The following is a 12126-nucleotide window of genomic DNA, read 5'->3' on the forward strand; positions in this document are numbered from 1 at the left end:
TAACGCTAGTTCCCTTAATTCTGCTGCGCCACATCAAGGTGGGCGGTGTCGATCACGAATTTCGACAGCGCGCGGCCGAGACAGGCGTGAACGCGCTTGGCCAGATCCGGGCCGTGCGCGGTACTGAACAGGTCGAAATCGCCGGCGTCGTTCCAGTGGCGCATGATCGCAAACCGGTCGAACAGCGGAACCTCGTGCTGCTGTGCCACCACCCGCATATTATCTAGGTACGGCGGCGCAGAAATCATCGTCTCCGTGCGCGGACTGTATTGCAGATTGACCAAGACCACATCGGTTCCGGCGGTTTGCAGCGCAACAACACCTTCGTTCAAAGCGCTGCGAAAATCGTCGGGATCGACGGATCGCATAGCATCGACGGTGCCGGTCTGCCAGATGACCAAAGTAGGCTTTTTTGCTTCCACCAGCTTAACGAGCGTGCCGGCCGCTTCCTCGGCGGTTTTCGCGCTCTGTAGTTCTACGGATAGGTTGATCGCGAGCTGCGGCAGCCGCTCTTTCAGCGCCGCCTGCAACCTTGCGGGGTAGGCGCTGGCTTCCGACGAGGGGATGCTGGAGGAACGGCTGCCGACCACCAGGATGGTCAGCGGCTGGCCTTTTTTCACGGCCTCGGTGACCTTCGGCAGCGAGTTTTCGCTGGTCAGGAGATAGGCCGGCACATCGCAGGGCTGGGGAGCATCCTCGGCGCGCGCGAAGCCGGTGGCCGCCAAGCCGGCGAGCAGCGTCACGCCCAGCAAAGTCCTGAATGCGGACCTCATGCGCCCCCTCCCGCCATGTCGGCGTTGCCGGCGGCGCTTTTTGTTTTCGACGCACCCTTGTCGGCCGAGTGCTTGTACCACGAAATCACCCACGCCATTCCCCACATGATGAGGATTCCGGAGATGCTGACCAGCAAGTGCATTGCAGCACCGCCGGAGACTTCGGCCAGCACGAAATGCCCTGCGAAAGCCAGGAAGACACCGAGGCAGAATATCTCAAGCGAATGCTGGCCGCACAGGATCAATGGTCGCAGCCAGGGCGATTTCAGCCCTGGCCAATCCCTGGGCAGGAAGCGCACGGTGATGGCCGCCAGCGCCAGGAAATGGGCGAAGCGCAACACGTCCAGATCGGTCTTGTCGATCGGATACATCCACTGCTCGACGATGCGGGGCAGGCGGCCGAGTTGAGGCACAGACCAGGTCAGGGCGACGCAGAAAGCGGCAAACAGATAGACGAAGCAAATCCACATCGTCACCGGCGACGACAGCAGCCGCGACATCCGCTGCGCCCCGCCCATCGCGCACCAGGCCCCGAACACGAACAGCAACTGCCAGGCCAGCGGGTTGAAGAACCAGAAGCCGTTCGGGTAGGCCGTCAGGTACCAGTCGAAATGCCAGGTCAGCACATAGATCAGCGCCGACAGCGCCAGCGTGACGTCGGCCTTCCACTTCATCAGCCACAGGATCAGCGGCAGGAACAGCATCAGCACGATATAGAGCGGCAGCACGTCCATGTTGACGGGGCGAAATCTCAGCAGCAGCGCCTGGACGATGGTGACGTCCGGCTGCTTGAGAAAATCCATGATGCCCATCTCTTCGCTGTAGAGCGGGTTCTCGAAACTGGTGGCGACGTAGGAAATCTCGGCCAGGAAGATCGTGAACAGGAACACATGCGCGACATAGATCTGCCAGACCCGGCGCAGGATCCGCGCGGTCGCCACCACGACGCCCGCCTGCAGCATCGCGCGGCCATAGACGAAGGCCGCGGTGTAGCCGGAGATGAAGATGAATATCTCGGTAGCGTCGGAAAATCCGTAATTGCGGATCGTGAACCAGGTCAGGATGTTCGGCGGCAGATGATCGATGAAGATCAGCCAGAGTGCCAACCCGCGAAACAGGTCGAGCCGCAATTCGCGCTCGCCCGCCGCCGGGAACGCGATCGCCGGTGCGGACGCCGCCGCGGCATCGCTGGTCGCGGGCGCACACGTGGCTTTGGCACCTTCAAGCGGCGTACCGGCAACAGGATCGGCAATGGACGTCATTCGGCACCGTTGGGGCAGTTGGAAATTTCGCGCTGGCACTGTCCAAAATCGATCATATCGGCCCGCAAGTTGCAGACAAGATACGCAGGAACAAGGCCAGCCGCGCGCGGCTGCGCTTTAGAATGGAACTATGTTGAAACCGCGATGAAATCCGCCGCAACCGGCCCCCCCGGTCTTTCCTGCGATTGGTTCCGGTCGTTTTGTTGGGTATGATGCGCGACAGGATTTTCGAAGGCTTTTTCGCATGTACCGTGCCGTCACCCGTCAAATCGAAGTTACCGTCGAACCGAACTTCATGCCGGAACGCTCGGCGACCGACCGGGGCCAGTATTTCTGGTCCTACACAATCGTGATCACCAATACCGGCGCCGAGACCGTGCAGCTCCGCACCCGGCATTGGGTCATCACCGACGCGACCGGGCGCAAGCAGGAAGTCCGCGGCGAAGGCGTGGTCGGCGAACAGCCAGTGCTCGCGCCCGGCGAGCGCTTCGAATACACCTCCGGCGTGCCGCTGCCGACCGCCTCCGGCTTCATGGCCGGCCGCTACCAGATGGTCAACGAGAGCGGCGAACGCTTTGAGATCGACGTGCCGACGTTCTCGCTCGACAGCCCGGAAGGCAAGCGGGTGTCGAATTAGGGGCACCGCCGTCTCCGCGCATTGTGGACCGTAGGATGGGTGGAGCGCAGCGATACCCATTAATACCGCCCGTGTGGCGATGGGTATCGCTTCGCTCCACCCATCCTACGCGCCGTCATTGCGAGCGCAGCGAAGCAATCCATCGCACGGCATAACGGATAGATGGATTGCCGCGTCGCTTCGCTCCTCGCAATGACGTGTTGAGACATGCCCTCTTGTTCTCGCGGCGCGATGCGCCCGGAGTTTTGCAAGAAACCTTTACCCTCGAAATCAGAGGGCACAGGGAAGGCCGGGTGCGCGCCGCACCCGCGGTCTCGCGTGCAATGTGCATAAAAAAATGCTGCACACGAGCATACAGGTTCAGCGGAAACACTCCGGCCTTCCCTGCGCAATGGCTTTACGGCCTATACGCGTTCGTCCTGGTGACCGGCTTTCTTGCCACCATCGTCAGCTCGAAGCGTTAGCCTCTCACGAACTTGACGCCAGCACCGGGGCGTCGGATCCAAACGATTTCACCGTACGCAACAGCAGCGTTCGTCTTCGCCGCCGAAGGGCTGGACAGACTTTTGGTGATTTGCCCGTCGTGCCAATTTGTCGCGGGCCTTGTGACTTGCCTTGTCGGGCAAAATCGTCGCGGCCGGCGTGACGCGAGGGTGTGAAGAGCAGTCAAATTCTACGTTTGAAACTGCGCTTGCGACCAGAGCAGGAACTCCCGGATTGCTGTCTGCATCGGGTGATCGGGTCGATAGCTCACGTGGAAGCAATAGCCCGGCAAGATAACATCGGATAGACAGCGGAGGCTGCCAGCGGCCAATTCCGCCGCGACGATGATATCGCTGCACAAGGCAATTCCCTGTCCGGCAAGAAGGGCGGCGATGGCATGCGGCTCTTCGCGAAAGCTCAGACTGACGAGGTTGCCTAGCGGCGGGACAAGCGCGTATTTCTCCCGCGCAGCGATTTCCCAGCGACGCCATGTCGGCGCATTCGTATCCGAGGACGGCCAAGCGTAACTGATCAGAGGAAAGGTCGCCAAATCGGCGGGGCTGAGGCTATCTGTGACATGCCCCACAAGGGCCGGGCTCCCGACAACCAGGAAGCGATCGCAGGACAATTCGACAGATTGAACATCCGGCGGCGGTGATCGAGCGTAGCGGATGGCGATATCCGCCTCCCCTGTCTTCAGGTTCAGCACTTCGTCCGTTCCGATAACGTCGAGGTGCAGATGCGGATGCAGAGTTCGCCACAAGGGCAGCCGCGGCACCAGCCAGCGAGCGACGAACGCGTTCGTACCGGTGATACGCAGACGACCGCCGCGAGTCCCGACCGTCGCGCCGGCCACCGCCGCCGCCATCCGCGCCAGGCATTCGTTGACAACCGGGTAGATCTGCAGACCGGCGGGTGACAATTGCAGCGGTCGCGGCCGGCGGCGAAATAATGGCTGCCCGCAATGGCCTTCCAGCAGCCGAATCTGGTGACTGATCGCAGTCGGCGTAACGCCCAATTCAGCCGCCGCCTCCTTGAAGCTCATGTGCCGGGCGGCGGCCTCGAACGCTCGCAGCTCTATCAACGGTGGAAGGCCCATGCCTTTATTCTAGATGAACGGAATTCATCTGCACCTGAAATGTTGCCGTGTTGCCGACCGAGATCGTCACAGGGATGATGATCTATCGGACAACAGCAGGACCGCACCGCAATGATGCAACGAAAGCCGGAAGTCGTCGGAAAATTCCTGCAAAAGATCAGGCTGTTGAGCCCGCTGGTCGAAGAGCACCGCGCTGCATTCGACCGTGACCGGCGCATGCCAAAGCCGGTGTTCGATGCGCTCACCGAATGCGACCTGTTGCGCTTGTGGATGCCGGAATCCCTGGGCGGGCCAGAACTTTCCCCGCTCGATTTTCTCGAGGTGGTCGAGGCCGCATCGGAGCTGGAAGCCTCGGTCGGATGGATCATCGGCAACGGCGCCGGGATGAGCCGGGCCGCGGGCTATTTTCCCACCGACGTTTCCCGCGCTTGGTTCGCTGATCGGCGTTCTTTCGTCGTCGCCGCGACCGGCGGCGTGGGCACCGCGACGCGGGTAGCCGGAGGCTTCCGCCTCACGGGCCGATGGCCATTCGCCAGCGGCATTCATCACGCCAGCAAGATCATGGCGCTTTGCGCCGTCGCGCCGCCCGCGGGCGAAAGCGAGCCCGAACTGATCAGCTGTTACCTCGAGCCTTCTGACGTTACCATCGTCGATACGTGGCAAGTCTCCGGCCTGCGCGGCACCGGAAGCTGCGATTTCGAAATCAGGGACCGCTTTGTGCCTGGTGAGCACGTCCACGATTTCCTCAACTTCCAGCCGGCGCAAAGCGGCCTGCTCTACCGGATTCCCACCGTGTCGATTTTCGCGACGAGCATTTCTGCGGTGCCGCTGGGAATAGCCGGTTCGGCGGTGTCGACCTTCGCCAAGCTTGCCGGCAAAGCGCGCCCGGGATCGAAGGCGACGCCCGGAGAACGCGAAGTCATTCAGGATCAGGTCGGCCGCGCGGACGCCATCCTGAGGGCTGCCCGCGCCGGTCTACATGAGGCTCTCGGTGAGTTGATGGCGGCGATCGACGGTGGGGGGCAACGCCTGATCCATGCACGGGTGAATTTTCGATCTTCCGTGTCGCACGCGGCCGAAAGCGCGGTGCGCATCGTCGAAATGATGACGTCGGCAGCGGGCTCCATCGCCATCTTCGAGGGGTGCGGGCTGGAGCGCTGCACACGCGACATGCACGCGGCCGTCAAGCATATTGCGATGTCGCCCAACAACTACATCCTCGCCGGACGTGTGCGACTGGGCCTCGCTCCCGGGACATCCCGTTTCTGATCGGGCGCCGCATTCTGTTGCCCAGACGCCTACATCACCCGGATCGGCAACTGGACACTGACGCCGCGGCCCGCCGGAAACAACGCTTCCAGCACGACGAGATCGGGCCCGATATATCCGCGCTGGGAGGTGTAGATCGCCTGTACCCCCGGCACGCGGCGACGGTTGCAGACGTTGCGGGGGTTGGCCGGCGGAAAATTCGGAAACACGCCGGTCTGCCGGATGCTGACCCGGCCATGTTCGGGCGGCTGCACCACCCGCACGACGACCGCGCCGGCGGACGTACAATCGGGATTGGTGGCGTAGGCAAAGTACAATTGTAGCGGCCTGCCCGAGGCTACGACCTTGTCGGCCTGCGCCGGCGCCATCGACAACAACAGTCCCAAAACAATCACGACCAAACGCATTCCCGGATTCCCCAGCCACTGAGCCGACAGGCGGCGGCGAGGAAATCTACACGCCGGAATTGTGATCCGTCGAGAGGGCTCTACTCCACGCCCGCTTCCTGCGGTGTGAACTCATACACCGACGAGCAGAACTCGCAGGTCACGACCACCTTGTTGTCCTTGACCATGTCGGCGCGGTCCTTGGCGGCAAAATTCTTCAGCATCGCCGAGACCGCATCGCGCGAGCAGGAGCATTGCGCGCGCAAGGTGAGCTGCGGAAACACCCGCACGCCGCGTTCGTGAAACAACCGATACAGGAGTCGCTCGCCCGACAAATCCGGATCGATCAGTTCGACGTCCTCGACGGTCGCGATCAGCGACTGGCCTTCGACCCAGGCGTCATCCTCCTCGATCTCGGGCCTTTCCACGCCTTCCGGGACGTCGCCGGGATCGAGATCTTGCCGCGCCCGCTCCGGGGCCTTGGGCAGAAACTGCAGCAGCATGCCGCCGGCGCGCCAGCGATGTTTTGGACCTTCGCCGCCGCCACGCCATTCCTCGCCGACGGCGAGCCGCACCCGGGTCGGGATCTGCTCGGAGCGCAGGAAATATTCGTGGGCGGCATCTTCGAGATTGCCGCCGTCGAGCGCCACCAGGCCCTGATAGCGGCTCATGTCCGGGCCCTGGTCGACCGTCATCGCCAGATGGCCCTTGCCGAGCAGGGTGCCGGAATCCTGGCCGTCCTTCAGCTTTGTCGCGTCGTAGCGCGCATAGGCGCGCAGCCGATCGGGCGCCTGGAAATCCACGATCAGGAACGACACCGGGCCGTCGGTCTGGGTCTGCAGGATGAAGCGGCCGTCGAATTTGAGCGACGAGCCCAACAGCGTCGTCAGCACGATCGCCTCGCCCAGCAGCTTGCCGACGGGGGCGGGATAATCGTGCTTGGTCAGGATGTCGTCGAGCGCGGGGCCCATGCGCGTCAGCCGGCCGCGCAGGTCGAGCGCACTGACCTCGAACGGCAGCACCGCATCGTCGACGGGAACCGATGACGGCGCGCGGATAGGGGCCTCGGCCGTGATTTTGATATCGGGGGATTGTGACATGGCGCTCTATCTGGGGTCGGCGGGGGCGGAAAGTAAGGTCTCTCGGCGTCATGGCCGGACTTGTTCCGGCCATCCACGCCTTGCTTACCGATAGTCTTGAAGACGTGGATGCCCGGGACACCTAGCGCGAAGACGCGCTTCGCGCCACTGCCCGGGCATGACGAAACTTTAGGCTTTCCGACGCTCTCTACGCCACCGCCCCAAAACACCAGGCCAGGATGCCCTTTTGGGCATGCAGGCGGTTTTCGGCTTCGTCGAACACCACCGATTGCGGGCCGTCGATCACCTCGTCGGTGACTTCCTCGCCACGATGGGCCGGCAGGCAGTGCATGAAAATTGCGTCCTTCTTCGCCAGCGACATCAGCTTGGCATTGACCTGATAGGGCTTCAGCACGTTGTGACGATGTTCGCCTTCCTTATCGCCCATCGACACCCAGGTATCGGTGACGACGCAATCGGCGCCGCGCACGGCTTCTTCCGGATCGGCGCCGAGCACGATCGGGGCTTGGGTGGCCTTGATCCAGTCCTTCATCGCCTTGTTCGGCGCGAACTGCGGCGGGGTGGCGACATTGAGCTTGAACTTGAACCGCTCGGCGGCATGCGCCCAGGAGGCCAGCACGTTGTTGTCGTCGCCGGTCCAGGCCACGGTGCGGCCCTCGATCGGCCCGCGATGCTCCTCGAACGTCATCAGGTCGGCCATCACCTGGCAGGGATGCGAGCGCCGCGTCAGCCCGTTGATAACGGGCACAGTGGCGTAGGCGGCCAGTTCCAGGAGCGCCTCGTGGTTGAGGATGCGGATCATGATCGCATCGACATAGCGCGACAGCACGCGCGCGGTATCGGCGATGGTCTCGCCGCGGCCGAGCTGCATTTCCGCGCCGGTCAGCATGATGGACTCGCCGCCGAGCTGGCGCATGCCGACGTCGAACGACACCCGCGTCCGGGTTGACGGCCGTTCGAAGATCATCGCCAGCGTCTTGCCTTCGAGCGGCTTCTTCGCCTTTTCATGCGCCTTCAGCTTCGCCTTCATGGCGGCGCTGGCGTCGAGCATGTTGCGCAGCTCTTGCAGCGGCAGCTCGCTGATATCGAGAAAGTGACGGACGGGCTGGCTCATCACCCCGCCACCTTCTTCAACGCCGCTCCGGACAGCGCGATGCAGGCGCGCTCGAGCATCTGCACGGATTGCTCGATCTCGGCCTCGTTCACGATCAAGGGCGCCAGGAAGCGCACCACATTGTCGCCGGCGCCGACGGTGAGCAGCTTTTGCTCGCGCAGCGCATTGACGAGATCGCCCGAGGGCACCACGGCCTTGACGCCGACCAGGAGCCCCTCGCCGCGCACTTCCGACAGCACGTTCGGATAGCGATCGACCACCGAGGCCAGCTTCTGCTTCAACAGCAGCGACATCTTCTGCACATGGTCGAAGAAGCCGGGCTTCAGCATCACGTCGAGTACGGCGTTGGCCGCCGCGATCGCCAGCGGATTGCCGCCGAAGGTCGAGCCATGCGAGCCCGGCGTCATGCCGGACGCGGCTTCCGCGGTCGCCAGGCAGGCGCCGATCGGGAAGCCGCCGCCGAGCGCTTTCGCCAGCGACATCACATCGGGGGTGACGCCGAGGCGCTTATAGGCAAACAGATCGCCGGTGCGGCCCATGCCGGTCTGCACCTCGTCGAACGCCAGCAGCAGGCCATGCTTGTCGCACAACTCGCGCAACGCCTTGAAGAACGCGTTCGGCGCCGAGCGGACGCCGCCCTCGCCCTGCACCGGCTCGATCAGGATGCCGGCGGTATGCGGGCCGATCGCCTTCTTCACCGCTTCGAGATCGCCATGCGGCACCTGGTCGAAGCCGTCCATCGGCGGCCCAAAACCTTCGAGATATTTGGCGGAGCCGGTCGCGGCCAGCGTCGCCAGCGTGCGGCCGTGGAAGGCGCCCTCGAAGGTGACGATGCGATAGCGCTCGGGATGACCCTTGGCGGCGTGATACTTGCGCATCACCTTGATCACGCATTCCATCGCCTCGGCGCCGGAATTGCAGAAGAACACATAGTCGGCAAAGCTCTGCTCGCACAGCCGCGCGGCGAGTTTGTCGCCGTCGGGCGACTTGAACAGGTTCGACATGTGCCACAGTTTCGTGGCCTGCTCCTGCAGGGCGGCGACCAGTTGCGGATGGCAATGGCCCAGCGCATTGACCGCGACGCCCGAGGTGAAGTCGAGATAGCGATCGCCGTTGGTGGCGACCAGCCACGCGCCCTCGCCGCGCTCGAAGCCGAGATCGACCCTGGCGAAAACGGGGAGCAGATGCGACGTAGCGCTGTTGGTCATGGCGATCACTTGTTGTTTGAGAGCGGCCAGGTTTGAGAGCAGCCAGTTTGAGAGCCGCCAGGGCGCGTGAGCCTTCGCGCACGCAACCGCCAGCCACCCGAAAACAAAACGTGCCGCCTTTTGGGGCGGCACGTGAGGGCATTCTATGCTGGCGGCGGAACGTGTCAACACGCCGTAGAGCCTGCTTCGCAGGCTCGTTAATCTTCTTGTTTGAGCATGATCTTTTCGGAAAACCGGTGTCCACTTTTCCGGATCATGCTCAAGAGCCGGCTTCCTGCACTGCAAGAAAAGGCAATCCGTACATTTCCGGTGTGGTGGAAAACGCGCATTGCAATGCCTAGATGTCGGAACATGTGGACGCATGGCCGCGGACTCTTGCGCCAGAGTCACGCCATATTGTAGCGTCTGGGCTGTCGGGTACGACATCTCGTGCGGCAGTTCTGATCCCAAGAGTCTATTTGTACAGCGTACACGTTCGGGCGCGATTTTCGCGCCCGGCGAGGGCTAAGGGATTCTGACCGCTGGGATATTTGAGATTTGGCATCGCCAGCGCTGCCCCCGGTTGGCCAGCGCGAAGCGAAGGGAAGAATTCGATGACGGTATTGACCTGGTCTGACGATCGCGTCGAACAGCTTAAGAAGCTCTGGGAAGGCGGCCTGTCCGCCAGCCAGATCGCCGCGGAACTTGGAAATGTGACGCGAAACGCCGTGATCGGCAAGGTGCACCGGCTCGGTCTGTCCGGCCGCGCCAAGAGCCCCTCCTCGGCCGCGCCGCGCCAGCGCAAGGCCCGCCCCGCCCAGCACATGATGCGGGTGGCGCGTCCGGTCTCGCGCGGCAACACCGCGCTCGCCCACGCCTTCGAAGTCGAGATGGAGCCGGATCCGATCTCCTACGACAACGTCGTGCCGATGAGCCAGCGGCTGACGCTGCTGGAGTTGAACGAGGCCACCTGCCACTGGCCGGTCGGCGATCCCTCGAGCTCGGACTTCTTCTTCTGCGGCGGCAAGGCGCTCGGCGGCCTGCCCTATTGCGCGCACCACTCGCGCGTCGCCTACCAGCCGGCCTCCGATCGCCGCCGTCCGGCGCCGAAGCCGACCAGGTAAGTAGCCGCGTCGTCGCGCAGTAGCGGCACGCGCAATACGAGCCGTCGTCCCGGCCTAGTGCGCAATTGCGCACGGGCGCCGGGACCCATAACCACAGGAGCTTGTGGTTATGCCAGGCTGGCGCTCCAGCTCATTTCAAAATTTAACATCGGTGGTTATGGGTCCCGGCTCAAGGCCGGGACGACAGCGGAGCTTTAACCGCCGCTGTCGCAAAAACTATCGCGCCGCCCTACGACTCCGCCTTCGCGAAGCGATCGTCGAGCGCGTAGCCGGCGCCGCGCACGGTGCGGATCGGGTCCTGCTCACGGCCGGGATTGAGCAGCTTACGCAGGCGGCCGATGTGGACGTCGACGGTGCGCTCGTCGATATAGATGTCGCGGCCCCAGACGCTGTCGAGCAACTGCTCGCGCGAGAACACGCGGCCGGGATGCTCGAGGAAGAACTCCAGCAGGCGATATTCGGTCGGGCCGAGATCGATCTGGCGGCCGGAACGGGCGACGCGGCGTTTCTCACGATCGAGTTCGATATCGCCGTAGGTCAACACGGTGGCGAGCCGCTCGGGGCTGGCGCGCCGCAACAGGCCCTTCACCCGCGCCAGCAATTCGGGCACCGAGAACGGTTTGACGATGTAGTCGTCGGCACCGGTGGCCAAGCCACGGACGCGCTCGCTTTCCTCGCCGCGCGCGGTCAGCATGATGATCGGCAGCTGCTTGGTCTCCGGCCGCGCCCGCAAGCGGCGGCACAGCTCGATGCCGGACAGGCCCGGCAGCATCCAGTCGAGCACGATCAGGTCGGGCACCCGTTCCTTCAGCCTTGTATCGGCGTCATCGCCGCGGCCGACGGTTTCGACTTCGTAGCCTTCGGCATCGAGGTTGTAGCGCAACAGCGTGGTCAGCGCTTCCTCGTCTTCAACCACCAGAATGCGTGCGTTCATCGATTCTGCTTCCCTTGGTTTCGACGCGTCAGTTACCGGGTACTGTCGTGGCGAACGTCGTCATGTCGCCCTTCGGGCGTTTGTCGAGAATCTGCTGACCCTCGATCATGTAGAACACGGTTTCGGCAATGTTAGTGGCGTGGTCGCCGATCCGCTCGATATTCTTGGCGCAGAACATCAGGTGAATGCAGAACGAGATGTTGCGCGGATCTTCCATCATGTAGGTCAGCAGCTCGCGGAACAGCGAGGTGCAGATGGCGTCGACTTCCTCGTCGCCCTTCCAGACCGCCATCGCGGCCGGCAGGTCGTGCGCCGCATAGGCATCCAGCACCGACTTGACCTGCGACTGCACCAGATCAGTCATGTGCTCGAGGCCGCGGATCAGCTTCAAGGGCTGGAAATCGTTCTCCAGCGCCGCGACCCGCTTGCCCATGTTCTTGGCGAGGTCGCCGATCCGTTCGAGATCGGTGGCGACGCGCATGGCGCCGACGATCTCGCGCAGGTCGATCGCCATCGGCTGGCGCCGCGCGATGGTCAGCACCGCGCGCTCCTCGATGACATGCTGCAGGCGGTCGATCTCGGCGTCGGAGGCGACGACGCGGTTGCCGAGCGCGATATCGCGGCGGACCAGCGCATCGACGGATTCGGTGATCATGCGTTCGGCGAGGCCGCCCATCTCGGCAACCAGGCGGGTCAGTTCCTGCAGGTCGCCGTCGAACGCCTTGGCGGTGTGTTCAGAAGCCATGTGTTATCTCCTC

At 63.4% G+C, this 12126-nt stretch carries 12 protein-coding genes; 3 read left to right on the forward strand and 9 right to left on the reverse strand.

Annotated elements, in window-relative coordinates; genetic code table 11:
• Positions 1–14: 14 nt before the first annotated feature.
• A complete protein-coding gene (locus BLR13_RS15200) occupies positions 15–773 on the reverse strand; it encodes an SGNH/GDSL hydrolase family protein (protein ID WP_074822508.1) in 759 nt (252 codons plus the stop codon).
• Entirely contained in the window at positions 770–2035 is a 1266-nt protein-coding gene (locus BLR13_RS15205; protein ID WP_074822503.1) for an OpgC domain-containing protein, read from the reverse strand. The genes BLR13_RS15200 and BLR13_RS15205 overlap by 4 nt, the downstream gene beginning before the upstream one ends.
• A 244-nt stretch (positions 2036–2279) precedes the next feature.
• Between BLR13_RS15205 and apaG the strand changes: the two genes are divergently transcribed.
• Positions 2280–2672 carry a Co2+/Mg2+ efflux protein ApaG gene (apaG, locus tag BLR13_RS15210; protein ID WP_074822499.1) on the forward strand — a complete coding sequence of 131 codons (393 nt, stop codon included), beginning with the start codon at positions 2280–2282 and terminating at the stop codon, positions 2670–2672.
• 673 nt (positions 2673–3345) lie between these two features.
• Here apaG and BLR13_RS15215 read toward each other — a convergent pair.
• Entirely contained in the window at positions 3346–4254 is a 909-nt protein-coding gene (locus BLR13_RS15215; protein ID WP_074822496.1) for a LysR substrate-binding domain-containing protein, read from the reverse strand.
• 165 nt (positions 4255–4419) lie between these two features.
• Between BLR13_RS15215 and BLR13_RS15220 the strand changes: the two genes are divergently transcribed.
• Complete coding sequence (locus BLR13_RS15220) at positions 4420–5523, forward strand: acyl-CoA dehydrogenase family protein (RefSeq protein ID WP_171944959.1); 1104 nt, start codon at positions 4420–4422, stop codon at positions 5521–5523.
• Between the two features lie 29 nt (positions 5524–5552).
• On the opposite strand, the gene BLR13_RS15225 is transcribed toward BLR13_RS15220, so the two are convergent.
• The 4 genes from BLR13_RS15225 to BLR13_RS15240 form a co-directional block, all read right to left on the reverse strand.
• Complete coding sequence (locus tag BLR13_RS15225) at positions 5553–5930, reverse strand: hypothetical protein (RefSeq protein ID WP_074822490.1); 378 nt, start codon at positions 5928–5930, stop codon at positions 5553–5555.
• Between the two features lie 80 nt (positions 5931–6010).
• Positions 6011–7009, reverse strand: coding sequence for an Hsp33 family molecular chaperone (locus BLR13_RS15230; protein WP_074822487.1), 999 nt, complete (start codon positions 7007–7009; stop codon positions 6011–6013).
• A gap of 187 nt (positions 7010–7196) precedes the next feature.
• Complete coding sequence (gene argF, locus BLR13_RS15235; protein ID WP_074822485.1) at positions 7197–8123, reverse strand: ornithine carbamoyltransferase; 927 nt, start codon at positions 8121–8123, stop codon at positions 7197–7199.
• A complete protein-coding gene (locus tag BLR13_RS15240; protein ID WP_074831490.1) occupies positions 8123–9331 on the reverse strand; it encodes an aspartate aminotransferase family protein in 1209 nt (402 codons plus the stop codon). The genes argF and BLR13_RS15240 overlap by 1 nt, the downstream gene beginning before the upstream one ends.
• Positions 9332–9924: 593 nt before the next feature.
• Between BLR13_RS15240 and BLR13_RS15245 the strand changes: the two genes are divergently transcribed.
• Complete coding sequence (locus BLR13_RS15245) at positions 9925–10434, forward strand: GcrA family cell cycle regulator (protein WP_074822483.1); 510 nt, start codon at positions 9925–9927, stop codon at positions 10432–10434.
• A gap of 229 nt (positions 10435–10663) precedes the next feature.
• Here BLR13_RS15245 and phoB read toward each other — a convergent pair whose 3' ends face one another.
• Both phoB and phoU read right to left on the reverse strand, forming a co-directional pair.
• Entirely contained in the window at positions 10664–11368 is a 705-nt protein-coding gene (gene phoB, locus BLR13_RS15250) for a phosphate regulon transcriptional regulator PhoB (RefSeq protein WP_074822480.1), read from the reverse strand.
• A gap of 28 nt (positions 11369–11396) precedes the next feature.
• Positions 11397–12113: a phosphate signaling complex protein PhoU gene (phoU, locus tag BLR13_RS15255; RefSeq protein ID WP_027537441.1), complete on the reverse strand. Its 717-nt coding sequence runs from the start codon at positions 12111–12113 to the stop codon at positions 11397–11399.
• Positions 12114–12126: the final 13 nt, after the last annotated feature.

It is taken from the genome of Bradyrhizobium ottawaense (assembly GCF_900099825.1).
GTDB lineage: Bacteria > Pseudomonadota > Alphaproteobacteria > Rhizobiales > Xanthobacteraceae > Bradyrhizobium > Bradyrhizobium ottawaense_A.